Origin of the sequence: Rhodococcus sp. IEGM 1302 (genome assembly GCF_030056935.1) — a bacterium.
Classification (GTDB): Bacteria; Actinomycetota; Actinomycetes; order Mycobacteriales; family Mycobacteriaceae; genus Rhodococcus_F; species Rhodococcus_F qingshengii.
This window is the reverse complement of sequence record NZ_JASHKY010000001.1, coordinates 679,567-694,586: the sequence shown is the minus strand read 5'-3', so window position 1 is coordinate 694,586 and position 15,020 is coordinate 679,567. Positions and strand designations below refer to the sequence as shown.

Genomic DNA, 15,020 nt, shown 5'->3' with positions numbered 1-15,020 from the left:
TCTCCTCATCGAACGTAGTGGAGGTCGGCAGTCATCCCGGCCTCGAAGTGGTACGCGTTGTGACAGTGAAACATCCACCGTCCTGGATTGTCGGCGTCGAAGTCGATCGCCATTTGTGTACGCGGAAGTACGATCACAGTGTCTCGGCGAAGCCCGCCGTAGGAGGGAACCGAGAACGTGTGCCCATGGGTGTGCATCGGGTGCCACATGTCGGTGTCGTTGTTCATGACGATTCGTATTCGCTCGCCCTGCTTCATTCTCAACCGACCGGCATCGGCGCCCGCCATTCCCCAGAGGTATCGATCGCCGGCCTGAATGAGATCCACCGAATACGCACGATCCGGTGCCCTCTGCTCCAGCGCTCCTGACGGGCGAAGCTCCGATTCCAGAACGAGCCGACCGCCGGAACCTGACAGCACTGCAGGCGAAGTCAGGTCGACGACCGCTACCGAATCCGGCGTCCGAAGCAGGCACGCGACGCCACCTGACTTCCCTTCCACCTTCGCGGCGATGGGCCACGAGCCGGACTGCACCGTCACCAATACGTCGTATCGCTGCGCGGGTGCGATCAGAATCTCGTCTCCGGCTGTGTAGGCAACGTCCTGCCCGTCAGCACTGACAACGGTCATCTCGTGCCCGGCGACCGAGAAACGGTACGGAGTCTCCGCCCCGGCATTGATCACCCGCAATCGAAGCCGAGTTCCGGCCGTCGCACTGACGACGAAGGGATCTTCCACAGGCCGTCCGTTGATCAGGTGCAGTGGATACGTGATGTGCGTTGCCATTCCACCGAGCGCCTCGGAATTGCCGTGACCGCTGGCGAGAAGTTCTGCGGCAGAATCAATCTCTGCATCATCGACTTCCGGTGGAGCTCCGCCGTGCCCGTGGTGTCCTCCCTGCACGTCCGGTGACAATGCGCGAAGCACTGCATCCGGGGTTGTTCCCAGCCCGTCGAGCCAGTCGTCGATCACGATGACGACGTCCTCGTCGGCTCCGGTCCGGTCGTTCGGGTCCTCGACCACGAGTGCACCGAATAACCCTCGATCGGCCTGCAATCCTGAATGGGAGTGGTACCAATATGTTCCGTGATCCGGGGCCACGAAGTCGTAGGTGAACTCGGCACCTGGTTGGATTCGTTCCTGGGTGACCGGCGGGACGCCGTCCATGTCGTTGCGGATCGCAATGCCGTGCCAGTGCACCGAGGTCTCCGTCGGAAGGTCGTTCTGCAAAAGAACGTTGAGCCGGTCTCCCTTGGAGATTCGAAGCTCCGGGCCAACTGCTTCCGCACCGTACGACCATGTGTCGACCTCTCTGGCGCCCAGACTCACCCGAGCCGGTGCAGCTGTCAGATTCCGTTCGACTGTGCGCCCGCTATGAAATCTCGCCTGTTCGGCAGCACGAACTTCGTCGTCGAACGGTGAAATCTCAGAACTGGATTCGTTCGCCGAGCCACGGCTGCACGCACTCAATGCCACAGAACCCAAAGCCGCAGAACCCACAGCCGCAGAGCCGAGCGTCACCGCTCCCCATCGCAGAGCCAGGCGCCGACTCAACGCACTCGAACTCATGCCGTCAGCGCCGTGAATTCCTGATAGCGCGTCGCGGCAACAGCTTCGGTTCCGGTGCCGGTCAGATTGCCGGCAGCCATGGCATCCATGTCCTCGATCATCCAGAAAGTGGCGAAGGGATGAGTGGCGAGCCACATGTCTCCGTTGACCTTGGCCACTCGGTTCTCCTGCACCGCTGAAAGACTCGAGAACCCGGGAACACCGGCAACCTTGCCGAACTCGTACACGCCCTCGTCGAACACGGCCACGATCCGAGCATCCTGCGCCGGGATCGCCTCGTCGGACAGGGGCGCATACGGCAGTCCTCCAGCGGCATTCGATCGCTGGGATTCCGGACGCCCGAAGCCGCTCTCCGCCAACAACAAGGACGGCGGCGCCTGCTCGGTGGTGGTGGCAAGGATTCCAGAACTGCTCATCAGCACCGACACGGTGTTCGCTTCACCACCGGACCGAGCAGAGACGTCAGCGATCTTGCCCTCCAAAGCGACAGTCAGCTTGTCGGCAACCGACTGACGATCAAAAGCGCGTCCGAAGAAGGCAAGATTCTCACGCCACGGAGTGGTGACGGCCGGGACCGGCACTGTGGGGACGGTCGACGCAAGGGAGTCGTAGTAGCTCCGATCGCCCATCGACGTGAAGATGACCAGTCCGGGATCCTGTGCGAGTACCTGCTCGATCGGGGGTGCACCGAGCGGCGGCACCGTGACCACCTCGGTACCAGCTGACGCCAAGATGTCCTGGCCGATCTCCGATCCCCACGACGTGAAGACCACGTCAGGGGTGATGCCGACGGCAAGGAGACCGAGTGCGGCGTATTCGTCGAGGGAAACAATTCGCCCGAGGTCGCCCGGAACCGACGTCTCACCGAATTCATGGGACACAACACGCGTTCCCTCGGCAGGTTCCGTCGTCGGTCCCGCCTCACTCGAGCTACAGGCGGCCGCAGTCAGGGCAACGACACTGACCAGCAGCGAAGCACCCAGCCTCGATAGGTAACCGGGTCGCGTTTTCAACTTCATGGTGTCCTTCAGCTTCGAAAAATCGTGGGGTTCGCATAAATCCGAGCACTGCTCGGATTTGGCAAGTAAACCTCACCTAAGTTCATCCGTCAATCGCTTGCGTCGACTACGCACACCGATCCGACGCCGCTAAGCTCGGTCGGACCATGACTGCGCCATCACCTGACAAGAAGTCCGCCGCGACATCAGAGCGCCGCCGGAGTTACAACACCGGGATCACTGCGGACGCAGTGGTGACCGTGGCGTTCGGGCTCAGTCGCGAGCACGGAGTCGAGGGCTGGTCGCTGCGGCAGCTGCTCGGCGAACTCGATACGTCGTTCTCCGTCGTCTATCGACTCGTCGGAGATCGGGACGCACTCTCGGCTGCGGTGGTCGACAGTGCGGTGTCGTCCGTGAACGTTCCATCCGCACAAGAAGATTGGCGTCAATGGCTGACACATCTGCTCTTGCAGATGCGAGAGGCATTGATCGAGTGTCCAGGTGCGGCGCAGTGGCTGCTGATGAACGGAGTTGCCACCCAGCGCAGCCGGGAACTCATGGAGGCAGGATTGGCATCGCTGATCGACGCCGGGTTCGGGGAAGAAGCCGCTCAGGCTTACACCGTCGCCTTCACCTCGACAATCACACTGATCGCCATGAACGACGCCAGGCGCATTCCCAGCGGACAGCCCTCACCCGATCACAGCGCGATGCTGGAACGACTGAGTAACGACGGACCCTCAGATCCTCGTTCATCGATGGAGACACTGATCGGGAAGTTCGCCGGTCCACCGGATGCTGCGGAAGCAACACGGGCAGAACACTATCGCTACACACTCGACCGCGTCCTCGACGGCCTCGAGGCGCGGCTGAACGCAATCAAGGAGTCACAGAAATGACCGAGGGTCGCTGTCGCAGTTGTGCGACAGCAACCCTCGGATGAGTTGGATTCTCGATATGTCTAACGGAACAGGTTCGCGACGAACGGAATCGTGTCAGCCTGTGATTCGACCAAAGCGCCGCTGTGATCGGTGTTGTAGGTCTTGAACGTGACCGGTTCACCGTTGGCGACCAACGCTGCAACCAGCGAAAGTGCAGACGGTGCAGGGACATCCACGTCGAGCAAGCCCTGGCCGATGAAGATGGGGCGATCGTATCCACTGGTCGGTACACCCATGTAATCGTTCAGCAGACCCTGGAAGTTCGGGATCTGACTGAGCGGGCGGGAAAAGATGTCACCGAGGACCAGATCCCTGGAAGCCTCGTCCAGGTCTGCGGCGCAGAGCTTTTCGGCCGAGTCGACCTTTTCCCTTCCCAAGTCGTTCAGGTAGGAATTCAAGTCGATCTCGGGGTGCGCTTCCCGCAAGCCCGCGAGGATGTAGAGCGCGTACGACGTCAATCCGCCGCCGAGGGCGATGGGAGGGAAGCCCGGACCGGCAGGCAGGAGGGTCAACTCGATGTTGGCCGGCACTCCGGTACCCACCCCGCCGCGATAGTCGAGAGAATCCCCACCGTATTCAGTGGCGTAGCGCGCCGTCGTGATGGCCGCTCCGCCGCCCTGCGACTGTCCGACCACTGCCCACCGATTCGAGATGGTGGGGTCGATCACCCGAGCAGCCTTGACCGAGTCGACGACGCTGTGCGCCTCCACCTTTCCGTCGAGATACGGCATCAGCCCCGGTGTTCCCAGACCGACGTAGTCGGTGGCGACTACGACGTAGCCCTCGGAGAGCCAACGCCCCAGGTAGGGGTAGTCGCGCTCGGGCAGGCCAGGCCCGACCAGCGAAGGGGCACAGGAATCGTCGAGTCCCGTGGTGCCGTGCGCCCACGCGATGACGGGCCAACCACCTTCCGGTGCCGGGCCGGCCGGGACGTAGTACGCGCCACTGCTCAGCGCAGGCCCGCCGTTGGAACCGATGGTCCAGTACGTGAATCGCTTGGCATCGGCGGTACCCGGAATCCACAGATCTTTCGGTAGCGGCTCACTCGACACCACAGTGCCGGTGGCTTGCGACGCGCTCGGTGCCTGTGCGGACGCGATGGGCGCAGCAACGGCGGAGCCGATCGTTGCAGCACAGAGGGCTGCGATGGATATGCGGGCAAACGACTTCGACTGGAATTTCACGTCTGACGACTCCGGTTCGTGCGGTGGGCGACCTCGTTGGACGTTATCGTAGATTTTGTTTAACCGATCGGTCAAGCAAAATCTTGCAGCTTCGTGAAACGTATATGTCGAGATTCCGGCCCCAACTCCGACCTAGCATCGAACCGCACGAAAAAACAGTAGGAGGATGTGTCCATGGCACACGTACAGCGTTTCGACCACATTGGCATCACCGTCGCGGACCTCGAATCAGCGACGGCATTCTTCGTCGGTCTGGGTCTCGAGGTGGAGGGCACCGGATCCGTGGAGGGTGAGTTCGTGGAAACCGTCTGCGGTATCCCTGGAGCCAAGTGCGAAATCGCCATGCTGCGCCCGCCGGGCGAAGGATCACGGCTCGAGCTCTCGTCCTTCGTCACGCCCGAGCACGTACCCGGATCGCCCGCTCCGATGGCCAACGAGATCGGGATACGCAACGTGTCTTTCGAGGTGGGCGATCTCCAGGTTGCGGTCGACGCGGTGGCTGCGGACGGTTACGGACTCATCGGCGGGATCGGCGAGTACGAGAACAGCGTGCGCATGGCCTACGTCCGGGGGCCTGAAGGGATCATCGTGTCCCTGTTCGAGCAGATCGCCTGAAGCGTCACGGCATTCGGAGCGTCAGATCGCCTTCCAGGAGCTGGCCAGAGCGCCCATCGCGGCCGCGAATTCGGCGAACGCCGCGTCGATTCTGACGCGGTCACCGGTGGTCACCAGATCGAGCGTCAACCCGCGAATCTGCGCCAACACGATCGTCGCGTAGCGATCAGCGCGATCGGGTGGACATCCGTGCGCGAGCGCAGCTTCCGCCAAACCACCCAACCAGTCCCCCACCACATGGTCGAGAAACTCGCGATACCGCTCCGGATGCAACAACGCCTGTCCGTAGATCTCGAACATCAAGCGAAAGTTCGGCAACGATTCCGCTGATGTGCGCCCATTCCAGTAACTCGTCAACATCTCGACGATGTCGGTCCCGGAAGAGATGTCGAGAGAAGAGCTGTCTCGCAGGGTGGCAACTACTTCAGTGAGCAGTTGTTCCTTCGAACCGAAATGATGGATGAGTGTCGCATGACTGATCCCCAGATCCTTGGCCAATGGCCGCATGGACAGTTCACCGACGCCGTTCGCCGTGACGTACGCGGTTACCTGCTCGAGCAATTCGGCACGGCGATGCTGGTAACGCAGTTTCCGGCCGTCGACCGGCGTGCTGTCCTCCACCTGCAGGAGCCTACGCAGTACCGGAAACACAGCAGTACCGGAAACACGGCAGTACCGGAAACACGGCAGAACCGGTTACACGGTGACGTGGTGGCGATCCGATCGACTGATCGTCACAGCGGCGACGACAACTCCGATCACCACGCCGATGAGAGTGTCCGCGACGCGAGCCACTGCCGCTTCGGTCCCGATCGGAGCACTGAAACCGATGAGGAGCAGTGCCATCGGGGTGACGGCCAGTGATGTCAGTGCATAGTTCTTGATCACGAGCAGCTCAGCAGCAGTCTGCAGAATCACGACCACGGCAACCGCTTGCCAGTAGCCGAGCGTCAATGCGATGAGAGCAGCAGCGACGACGGCGCCACCGACATTTCCCACCAACCGCTGAATCCCACGCTGGACGGTCTGCTTGTAGTTCAGCCCCTGCATCGCGGCGATGGCACCCATCGACGCCCAGAGCGGATGCTCCAACCCGGCTCCCGCCGCGAGCCAACCGGCCAGAGCCGACGCTGCCACGATGCGGAGAGCATTCATCCGCACCGGGCGCGAATACAGCCGATTCAATCCTTCGAGAAAATAGCCTTCGGGCGCGGCCAGGTTCTTTGCCGGTGCGAGATCGTGTTCGATCATGCTGGAACGCTTGAGCTTCCGAAGCTCCTTCTCGTGCCGAGCAATGCTGCGAATCAGGGTGGCGTCGCCGTGCAACTGCCACTCCTGAACTGCCGCTTCCGCTTCGTCGAGCACCGCCACCAGTTCGCGTCCGTGATCGACGGTCGACTTGATCCGGCCACTCGACGCAATAACCAAGCGGGCGTTGGCAATCGATCCGAGCGCCGGTTCCACTCCGCCTGCTCCGGACTGTTCGAGACGCCCCACCGCAGAGACTGCACGGGCAACTGCCAGGCGGGCAGGTCCCATCGGCAGTACGAGCGCTGGGAGCATCGCGGCCGCCCAACCGACCAGAACTCCGAGCGCACCGGCAGTGACCAACCGCGCCAAATCATCAACGCTGGAGGCATATCCGGCTGCACCGGTCGCCGCGAAGACGAGGATGACGGGCCCTGGTCCGGTGATCCGGAAGCCCGACATGAAGCAGTACGACGCACCCGCAAGCAAAGAGAGGATGCCGATCTGCAACCACATCGGAACGCCCGCGACACCCATGGCGCCGCCGAAGGCAATCGAAACCACCAGTGCAGCACCCACCATTGCCAGCTTGCCGGCCAACCGTGGATACGGCTCGTACCTGCCGAACGCGGCGCACAGCGCGCCCAAGGCCGCGAAGCCGGCCAATTCCCGATGCCCGAGCAGTCCGCCGACCACGAGGACTACGGCGGTGGCGAGCCCGACCCTGATCGCGGGGGCGATGGTCGCGTCGGCAGATCCGACGCGAAAAGCCGCTCGCCACGTCGCCCCGGAGACGGTATGTGCAATGGCTTCACTCGAATGAGTGAGACGGCTGGGCGTCCTGGCTGCGGTTTCGGTTCGGCTCACCCACCCAGCATACATTTATTTCACTAGTAAATTACTTGTGAAGTAATGTGAAATCTGTCGCTAAGATGGGGCCATGGGCGCGGCGAACAGATCCGAAGACGACTTCATCGACAAAGTCCGTCGCGAATGGAAGCGCGCCTACCCGGAGTTCGACACCGCCCCCGTCGAAGTGATGGGCCGGATCGCCCGCATCAACGCGCAGTCTCTTCACCAGCTCGACCGCGCACTGGCGTCCAGCGGGGTCTCTCGCGCCGAATTCGACGTGATGAGTGCACTCGCTCGCAGTGACCGTCCCCTGCGGGCGAGCGAAGTCACCGCCGTCACGATGGTCAGCGGCGCCGCCACCACAAAACACGCAGACCGCCTGGCCAAGCTGGGCTTTGTCGAGCGTCAGCGCTTCGAACACGACGGACGAGTGGTTCTGCTTCAACTCACCGATGCCGGTCGCGCATTGGTCGAGGCAGAGTTTCCCCGACGCGTCGAGCGAGACCGTCAAGTACTCACCGGACTCGACGAGGACGAACGTGCCCAACTGACGGCACTGCTCAAACGCATCTCACTCAACATCGACTCGGGGATCTGGGACTGACCTACTTCGGCAGCGGCACGTTCTGCAAGCGCACCTGACCGCGCGCCACCTCTTTCCCCGATTCCGGATCGGTGATGACCACCGACCACAACTGCTGAACGCGTCCCTGCTGTATCGGCACAGCCACGACGTCCACGCGCCCACCCGTACGCGCCCGCAGGAAATCCGTTCCGTTGTGCACTCCGACGGCAAATTCGCCACGGTCCGCCACTGCGGTACTCGCCCCGATGCTCGCGGCCGACTCGACGGCAGTCGTGTAAACGCCGCCGTGGACAACGCCCCACGGAGTGTGGTGTGCCTCGGACAGATCGATGTGCCCGACAACCTTCGTGCCGGACACCTCGTCCAGTTGCAATCCGGCAGCGCTGACGAATCCGCTTGCTGCCTCGAGATTCAATTCCGTCATGACGACCCCTCATCTGCTCCGTTGGATTTCTCGACCTACCTTCCGCCCTCGAATACATGCCGTCAAGTGCTAAGTTGGAATTCCCAACTAACATTTCCAACTAACAGGGGCCCAGAGATGACGGCGACAAAAGGACGCAACTGCTCCATCGCCAACGCCTTGGAGGTCGTCGGCGAGAAGTGGTCACTGTTGGTGCTCCGAGAAATCGTCCTCGGGCAACGACGGTTCGACGAGATCGCCGCGGGCACGGGTGCGAGCCGCGACATCCTCGCCGCGCGTCTACGCACCCTTGTCGACGCCGACGTCCTCACGAAGCGACGCTACGAAGACCATCCACCGCGCTACGAATACGTCGCCACCGAATCAGGGAAGGCGCTCTATCCCATTCTGATGGCGCTCATGGAATGGGGGGACGCCTTTGCGACGACGGGTCCACCGCCAACCGTCGTCGAACACCGTTGCGGTGAGATCCTGCACGCCCAAGTTGTGTGCGCGCACTGCAAAGAGCCGCTGGCCGCCAAAGACGCGCATGTAGTCGAACTCTCGCCGCCTACTCGATAGCGTCAGCGTCCGGGCGGAAACCCGCCTGTTGCGATCGGACCCCAGGAGTCGACGGTGACGCGGATCAGGCTCTTACCCTGCTTGCGCATGGCTTCGCGGTACTCGTCCCAGTCCGGATGATCACCGGCGATGGATCGGTAGTAGTCGACCAACGGTTCCACCGAGTCCGGGAGGTCGATCAACTCCGCGGTTCCGTTCACCTGGACGTACGGGCCATTCCACTCGTCGGAGTGGATACACAGAGACACCGCCGGGGTGCGGCGGACATTCGCGGCCTTGGCCCGTTCCGGGTACGTGGAGATGACGATCCGACCCTCGTCGTCGACCCCGCACGTCACCGGAGAGATCTGCAGCTCGCCGGATCTCTTCACCGTGACGAACGTGGCCCGATGGCGCGGCCTGATGAACTCGAGGAGTTCGGCAAACGACACACGATCTGCGCTGGCGATCTTGGACATGACCTCAGCCTAATTCGATTTACGAACTGACGCTCAGGGCATCTCGATGGTCTGAGCACGTGCGATTTCGTCGATTGCACGAATAATGTACGCGCTCTGAGCTTTCTTCACTCCGGTCGACAAACTCCCGATGACCAGAACCGCCGAACGCAGGTACGCGCCGTGCCCGATGCGGAACGAATCGTCTTCCAGATCCGAAATCCCGAGCGCCCCGGTGTAGACCGCAGCGAGCGCCTGCACGTCCAGATCCGGCAGCCACACGATCGTGGACTTGGCGCAGGCGGTGAGCGCATCCTGCACGTCCTCGCTGGACAAGCCGTCCGGATGCGTGTCCTCGAGCAATTCGCGCACGATCGCCGCGTGAACCGAGCTGACCTGCTCGAACGAGAGCCCGCGCAGTTCCTCGACAGCCACGAGTAGTCCGTCACGATTTGCCGCCCGCACCGCGGCGAGTGCGTCGGCCGTGGCATCGGCGATGTCACGGGCGACCTTCGGCCAATGCGTCGGCCAGCTCTGTTCTGGCGTCCGCTGTTCTGGCGTCATCGTGGTATCTCCTCGGTCCTCGTGTTCATGCGGAAGCCTTCCACATCCCACCGACAGGCCAGGCGATCCGTCAGCGCAGCCGCTCCAACAAGGACATTGCGTTGTGCGGCGCAAAGCCTTTCATGTCGTTGTCGAAGTAGACGTACACGTCGAGGCCCTCGTCCATCCAATCCCGAAAGCGCTTGGACCACTTGTCCAGAGCTTCGTCGGTGTAACCACTCGCATACAGTTCCTTGTCCCCGTGCATCCGCACATAGACAAAATCGGCAGTAGGAGTGGTGATGCGGGGATACCTGCCGGCTGTGTCTGCGACGACAAAACCGATGGAGTGCTCGCGCATCAGGTCCACGGCTTCGTCGGTCTCGAAGCTGGCGTGCCGCGCTTCCACCGCGTAGCGAATCGGCACGTCCCTCTCGGTCTGGGCGAACACTCGGTCTTCGGTGAGTTTGTCGTCGTGCTGTGCTGCCAGATCGGCTGCAGCCTGCGTGGTACGGGGAAGACCGTCGAAGAAGTCGGCCAATCGCTGCGATTCGAACTGCAGCGTCGGAGGTAGTTGCCACAGAATCGGCCCGAGCTTGGGGCCGAGGGCGAGTGTTCCGGCGGCAAAGAAGTTGGCGAGTCCGTCACGGGCGTCGAGCAGCCGTTTCATGTGTGTGATGTACCGGCCGCCCTTGATCGCGAACACAAAATCTTCGAGAGTTTCGCTGCGCCATTTGGTGTAGCTTTCCGGCTTCTGCAGCGCGTAGAACGAGCCGTTGATCTCAATCGACGTCAATCTCTCTGCGGCATAAGACAATTCTTTGCGGTGAGCAAGACCTTTCGGATAGAAATCTCCGCGCCACGCGGGATACGTCCACCCGGAGATACCTACCCGAATATCTGTCATCGATTCAGACTAAGCGGCACTCGAGCGTTTTGGCACTCCGTGTTTCAAACTCCGGCGCTGAGCGCGACGGATACCGGTACGACGGTCAGGCACACCACCGCACCGATGAACAACGCGATCACGAGGCGACGGTCCCACTTTCCGCGTGCACCACTGGCAGCGAGCATGAAGATCACAAAACCTACACACACGGACACGATAGTCACGATCACCGGAGTTCCAACCATGCCGTGATTGTCCCCTACCCATTGCCACCGAGCGCCCTACGGGTACACGATCGAAGTACCCATCCCGAGCTAGGAGTGGAAATGCCGAAATACCTCTGGCAAGTGACGTACTCACCCTCCGGCGCCGCCGGTCTACAGCAGGAGGGAGGCACTGCGCGGCGCGACGCGATAACGCGAATGGTCGAAAGCATCGGTGGCACTGTCGAATCCTGCCACTTCGCACTGGGCGGTCACGACATGTTCGTGATCGGCAACCTGCCGGACGACGTCGCGGCAGCCGCATTGAGCATTCGCACGGCTGCGGCAGGTGCAGCACGCTCGGAGTCGATCACACTGCTCACGCCGGAGCAGATCGACGAGGCAGTCAAGCGACCGACCGACTACCGCGCGCCGGGCAAATGACGACGGAAGGAATAGATCCCGGCAGCAGCCGAGTTGCACCCGCTGTGACGGAGACTACGAAAACACCTGACCTGGGCACCTACGGAATCTGGCGAGGAGCGGCTGGTTTGCCGCCCGAGCTGGGAACTGCGATCGAGAAACTCGGTTTCGGCACCATCTGGATCGGCGGCTCCCCACGCGCCGATCTACGGATCGCCGAGAAACTTCTCGACGCGACCGAGCACATCACCGTGGCAACCGGAATCGTCAACATCTGGTCCTCACCTGCGGCTGAGGTGGCGGAGTCCTATCACCGACTCGAAGCCGCGCACCCGGGGCGATTCCTGCTCGGCGTAGGCGTCGGACATCCGGAGGCGACCGGCGACTACACCAAGCCGTACGCCTCACTCGTGTCGTACCTCGACGAACTCGACGCGGCCCAGGTCCCGGAATCGCGGCGCGTCCTCGCCGCACTGGGGCCGAAGGTGTTGAAACTGTCCGCCGCTCGCGCCGCCGGCGCGCATCCGTACCTGACCACCCCCGAACACACGGCCGAAGCTCGCGAAATCCTCGGCCCTTCGAAGATCCTGGCCCCCGAGCACAAGGTTGTCCTGGAAACCGATCCGGAGAAGGCCAGAGCAATCGGTCGCCTCGCCGTCGCCAACCCGTATCTGTATCTGCGCAACTACACGAGCAATCTCGAGCGCCTCGGTTTTGCGCCCGAAGAGTTGGCCAACGAGGGGAACGATCGCGTCATCGACGCCCTGGTTGCGCGGGGTACCGCGAAGTCCATCGCGGATCGACTTCGGGAGCATGTCGCGGCGGGTGCCGATCACGTTGCGATCCAAGCACTTCCCGCCGAAGGTGATCCGATCGCGACCTACGAAGCACTGGCCGCCGAACTCTTCGACTGACCGGGCAACCCTTGACTTGGATAAGTAGTGGCCGAGTATACTTGGACACGACTTATCCGAGTAAAGGAGAAAACATGAAGATCGTCATTTTCGGAAGCGGACTCATCGGAAGCCAGGTCGCCGCCAAGCTCGCTGACGCCGGGCACGACGTGAAGGCGCTCGGTCGCGGCGACGGGATCGACATCACCACCGGCGCAGGTATCGCCGAGGCAGTCGAGGGTGCCGACGTCGTCGTGGATCTGACCAATTCCCCGTCGTGGTCGGACGACGACGTCTTGGCCTTCTTCCGCGACGGAACCGGCCACATCCTCGCCGCGGAAGAGAAGGCAGGCGTCGGGCACCACGTCATCCTGTCCATCGTGGGTGCCGATCGACTGCCCGATTCCGGGTACATGCGAGCCAAGGTCGCCCAGGAAGACCTGGTCAAAGCGGGCCCGACCCCCTACACGATCGTCCGATCGACCCAATTCTTCGAGTTCGTCGCCGGAATCGCCGACGCGGGAACCACCGACGGCGCCGTCCACGCAACGCCGGGACATCTGCAACCCATCGCGTCTCGAGACGTCGTGTCCCACGTCGCCGAGGTAGTGACCGGCGCGCCGCAAAACGGCACGGTCGAGATTGCCGGACCCGAACCGCTGGGCATCGACGAACTGGTCCGGCGCTTGTTCCTCGTCACCGGCGACAAGCGTTCGGTTATCTCCGATCCCGAAGCCGGCTACTTCGGCGCGAAACTCGACAACTCGGCACTGACCCCGACACCCGGTGCAGATGCATGGATCGCGCCGACAACATACGACGCGTGGCTTGCCGAGAAGGCCTGACGTCGACAACTCGAGCGACGTCCGGCCCGCACCGCTTTCCGCGGCGTCGATAGAGTCCAATCATGAAGCTTTCCGGAGGCGTGGAGTGGTCACTCCACTGCTGCGTGGTTCTGAGCCAGTCCGAAGGGCCGGTACCCACAGCCAGACTCGCCGAACTTCACGGGGTGTCGAAGACATACCTGGCGAAGCATCTGCGAGCGCTCGCGCATGCCGGTCTGGTCAATCCGACCGAGGGCCGAGACGGCGGGTACGTTCTCACCCGGGCTCCCGAGAAGATCACCGTTCTCGACGTCGTACAGGCCGTTGACGGCACCGAACCTGCGTTCCGGTGCACGGAGATTCGACAGCAAGGAATCCTCGCCGCCCCACCGGAACAGTGCCGTTCCGCCTGCGGAATCGCCAAGGTCATGGCCGACGCCGAAAAAGCCTGGCGCGCATCACTGTCGGGGGTCACTATTGCAGATCTTGCTGCAACCCTGGACCTTCCGGCACTCAGAAAGATCCTGACCACACCGATCACATCCTAGAGCAGCCCACACCCCACGAGACGGCAATCCATCGTTCAACTATCGGGTACCTTGTTCGGGGATCAAATCTTGACGAAGAATCTTCCGGGAATTTTCGCAAGATCTCGGAGGGGGTTTCATGGGAGTCAGTGGCGCTGCGGGGTTGGGGCAGAACATTCGTCAAACAACGGGACTGTTGAGTCGCTGGTGGTCTCTTGCGTACGACGGCGAATGGTTCCCGAGGTTCCTGGCTGCTCGATCGATGTTGGGGACAGCCAGGGTGGTCGTCACCTTTTGGTGTGCTGTGTTCGTGGCACTCGCCGTACTGGCTCAATTCGTGAAGGGTGGCGCAACCGAGCTCCCTGAACGGCTCGCGGCGGGCGCAGCATGCATGATCGCGCTCTACTGCATGATTCGCTGGTCACTCGGACGGTCTTGGCCGAGTCACCATCAATCCGTTCGTTTCGTTTCGCTCACCAATATCTGCTTGTCCTTGATACTTCTCGCCGGAATCCAATCGAGCTTCCTGGCATTGACCGGCACCGTCCTGTTCGTGGTCGTCGCGAACTATTCGTCGGTATTCCACAGCCCTCGAATAGTCACCGCACAGATCACCGGCGCGCTGTTCGTCGTTGCGCTACTGACAATTCGAGCTGTAACCGATCCGGATACCGACTCTTCGCTGTCGGTGTCCACTGGATTCGTCATCGGGTGTGTTATCGCTTCAGCTTCGATGACCGTGCATTTCCTCGTCCTGTATTTGACCGACGACGCACGACACTCTTGGCGTGATCCACTCACCGCTGCCCTGAATCGACGTGGGCTGCACAATGTCTGGCAACAGTTGTTCGGTGTCGGCGAACTCCAAGGACACGTAGTCCTTGCGGTGGTGATCGATGTCGATTCGTTCAAGAGCGTCAACGACAAACTGGGTCACGCGGAAGGCGATCGGATGCTGGTGACAGTCGGCCGGCGCCTGAACTCGGTGGTCGGAGAGGTCGGACTGGTTGCGCGGACTGGCGGCGACGAGTTCGTGATTCTCATGCCCGTGGAGCCACGTCGCATCGAACAAACCGTGGTGGACATTCACAATTCGATATCGCGGCCCGCCGGCCGGCAGTCGATTTCCGTGAGCGTCGGAGCCAGCGTGTGGCTGTCCTCGACAATCCCGGACGCTTCGGGAACCATCGATCGGATTCTTGCCGATGCCGACAACGCGATGTATCGGGCGAAACGACGAGGTGGAGACCAGGTAGCTTGGGCAGTAACGCATCTGAGCTGAATCGGCACGACTACCTGCCGAT

Annotated in this window: 19 protein-coding genes; 9 read left to right on the top strand and 10 right to left on the bottom strand. The window is 62.0% G+C overall.

Annotated elements, in window-relative coordinates; genetic code table 11:
• Positions 1 to 5 precede the first annotated feature (5 nt).
• Positions 6 to 1,568: a multicopper oxidase family protein gene (locus QM609_RS03305; protein ID WP_050656041.1), complete on the bottom strand. Its 1,563-nt coding sequence runs from the start codon at positions 1,566 to 1,568 to the stop codon at positions 6 to 8.
• Positions 1,565 to 2,449, bottom strand: coding sequence for an ABC transporter substrate-binding protein (locus QM609_RS03300; protein WP_232319092.1), 885 nt, complete (start codon positions 2,447 to 2,449; stop codon positions 1,565 to 1,567). Before QM609_RS03300 ends, QM609_RS03305 begins: the two co-directional genes overlap by 4 nt.
• 284 nt (positions 2,450 to 2,733) lie before the next feature.
• On the opposite strand from QM609_RS03300, the gene QM609_RS03295 reads away from it, so the two are divergent.
• On the top strand, positions 2,734 to 3,465 hold the full coding sequence (locus QM609_RS03295; protein WP_050656043.1) for a TetR/AcrR family transcriptional regulator: 732 nt from the start codon (positions 2,734 to 2,736) through the stop codon (positions 3,463 to 3,465).
• A 62-nt stretch (positions 3,466 to 3,527) separates the two neighbouring features.
• On the opposite strand, the gene QM609_RS03290 is transcribed toward QM609_RS03295, so the two are convergent.
• Positions 3,528 to 4,691, bottom strand: a complete 1,164-nt coding sequence (locus tag QM609_RS03290) for an alpha/beta hydrolase family protein (RefSeq protein WP_050656044.1) — start codon at positions 4,689 to 4,691, stop codon at positions 3,528 to 3,530.
• Between the two features lie 174 nt (positions 4,692 to 4,865).
• Between QM609_RS03290 and QM609_RS03285 the strand changes: the two genes are divergently transcribed.
• Complete coding sequence (locus QM609_RS03285) at positions 4,866 to 5,306, top strand: VOC family protein (protein WP_007729713.1); 441 nt, start codon at positions 4,866 to 4,868, stop codon at positions 5,304 to 5,306.
• Positions 5,307 to 5,327: 21 nt separating this feature from the next.
• Here the strand turns inward: QM609_RS03285 and QM609_RS03280 are convergent, their stop codons facing one another.
• A complete protein-coding gene (locus QM609_RS03280) occupies positions 5,328 to 5,927 on the bottom strand; it encodes a TetR/AcrR family transcriptional regulator (RefSeq protein ID WP_030536496.1) in 600 nt (199 codons plus the stop codon).
• A gap of 75 nt (positions 5,928 to 6,002) precedes the next feature.
• Complete coding sequence (locus tag QM609_RS03275; protein WP_050656045.1) at positions 6,003 to 7,436, bottom strand: FUSC family protein; 1,434 nt, start codon at positions 7,434 to 7,436, stop codon at positions 6,003 to 6,005.
• Between the two features lie 58 nt (positions 7,437 to 7,494).
• Between QM609_RS03275 and QM609_RS03270 the strand changes: the two genes are divergently transcribed.
• Complete coding sequence (locus tag QM609_RS03270; protein ID WP_003940222.1) at positions 7,495 to 8,010, top strand: MarR family winged helix-turn-helix transcriptional regulator; 516 nt, start codon at positions 7,495 to 7,497, stop codon at positions 8,008 to 8,010.
• A 1-nt stretch (position 8,011) separates the two neighbouring features.
• On the opposite strand, the gene QM609_RS03265 is transcribed toward QM609_RS03270, so the two are convergent.
• Positions 8,012 to 8,416, bottom strand: coding sequence for a PaaI family thioesterase (locus QM609_RS03265; protein WP_019745591.1), 405 nt, complete (start codon positions 8,414 to 8,416; stop codon positions 8,012 to 8,014).
• Between the two features lie 117 nt (positions 8,417 to 8,533).
• Here QM609_RS03265 and QM609_RS03260 point away from each other — a divergent pair, with 117 nt between their 5' ends.
• Positions 8,534 to 8,977, top strand: coding sequence for a winged helix-turn-helix transcriptional regulator (locus QM609_RS03260; RefSeq protein ID WP_050656046.1), 444 nt, complete (start codon positions 8,534 to 8,536; stop codon positions 8,975 to 8,977).
• Between the two features lie 2 nt (positions 8,978 to 8,979).
• On the opposite strand, the gene QM609_RS03255 is transcribed toward QM609_RS03260, so the two are convergent.
• The 4 genes from QM609_RS03255 to QM609_RS03240 form a co-directional block, all read right to left on the bottom strand.
• Positions 8,980 to 9,435: a PPOX class F420-dependent oxidoreductase gene (locus tag QM609_RS03255; RefSeq protein ID WP_050656047.1), complete on the bottom strand. Its 456-nt coding sequence runs from the start codon at positions 9,433 to 9,435 to the stop codon at positions 8,980 to 8,982.
• Positions 9,436 to 9,468: 33 nt separating this feature from the next.
• On the bottom strand, positions 9,469 to 9,978 hold the full coding sequence (locus tag QM609_RS03250; protein ID WP_003940463.1) for a hypothetical protein: 510 nt from the start codon (positions 9,976 to 9,978) through the stop codon (positions 9,469 to 9,471).
• A gap of 70 nt (positions 9,979 to 10,048) precedes the next feature.
• On the bottom strand, positions 10,049 to 10,864 hold the full coding sequence (locus QM609_RS03245; RefSeq protein WP_050656048.1) for a DUF72 domain-containing protein: 816 nt from the start codon (positions 10,862 to 10,864) through the stop codon (positions 10,049 to 10,051).
• Between the two features lie 44 nt (positions 10,865 to 10,908).
• Positions 10,909 to 11,091: a hypothetical protein gene (locus QM609_RS03240; RefSeq protein ID WP_003940600.1), complete on the bottom strand. Its 183-nt coding sequence runs from the start codon at positions 11,089 to 11,091 to the stop codon at positions 10,909 to 10,911.
• 81 nt (positions 11,092 to 11,172) lie between these two features.
• Here QM609_RS03240 and QM609_RS03235 point away from each other — a divergent pair, with 81 nt between their 5' ends.
• The 5 genes from QM609_RS03235 (at position 11,173) to QM609_RS03215 (ending at position 14,998) form a co-directional block, all read left to right on the top strand.
• Positions 11,173 to 11,493 (top strand): GYD domain-containing protein, encoded by a 321-nt coding sequence (locus tag QM609_RS03235; RefSeq protein ID WP_007729728.1) that lies wholly within the window; start codon positions 11,173 to 11,175, stop codon positions 11,491 to 11,493.
• Between the two features lie 44 nt (positions 11,494 to 11,537).
• The gene (locus tag QM609_RS03230) at positions 11,538 to 12,386 is read left to right on the top strand and encodes an LLM class F420-dependent oxidoreductase (protein ID WP_076948696.1); all 849 of its coding nucleotides are present in this window, start codon (positions 11,538 to 11,540) and stop codon (positions 12,384 to 12,386) included.
• Positions 12,387 to 12,460: 74 nt separating this feature from the next.
• The gene (locus tag QM609_RS03225; protein ID WP_047271926.1) at positions 12,461 to 13,210 is read left to right on the top strand and encodes an SDR family oxidoreductase; all 750 of its coding nucleotides are present in this window, start codon (positions 12,461 to 12,463) and stop codon (positions 13,208 to 13,210) included.
• A gap of 62 nt (positions 13,211 to 13,272) precedes the next feature.
• Positions 13,273 to 13,737: an RrF2 family transcriptional regulator gene (locus QM609_RS03220; RefSeq protein WP_050656050.1), complete on the top strand. Its 465-nt coding sequence runs from the start codon at positions 13,273 to 13,275 to the stop codon at positions 13,735 to 13,737.
• A 118-nt stretch (positions 13,738 to 13,855) separates the two neighbouring features.
• On the top strand, positions 13,856 to 14,998 hold the full coding sequence (locus QM609_RS03215) for a GGDEF domain-containing protein (RefSeq protein WP_050656051.1): 1,143 nt from the start codon (positions 13,856 to 13,858) through the stop codon (positions 14,996 to 14,998).
• Positions 14,999 to 15,020: the final 22 nt, after the last annotated feature.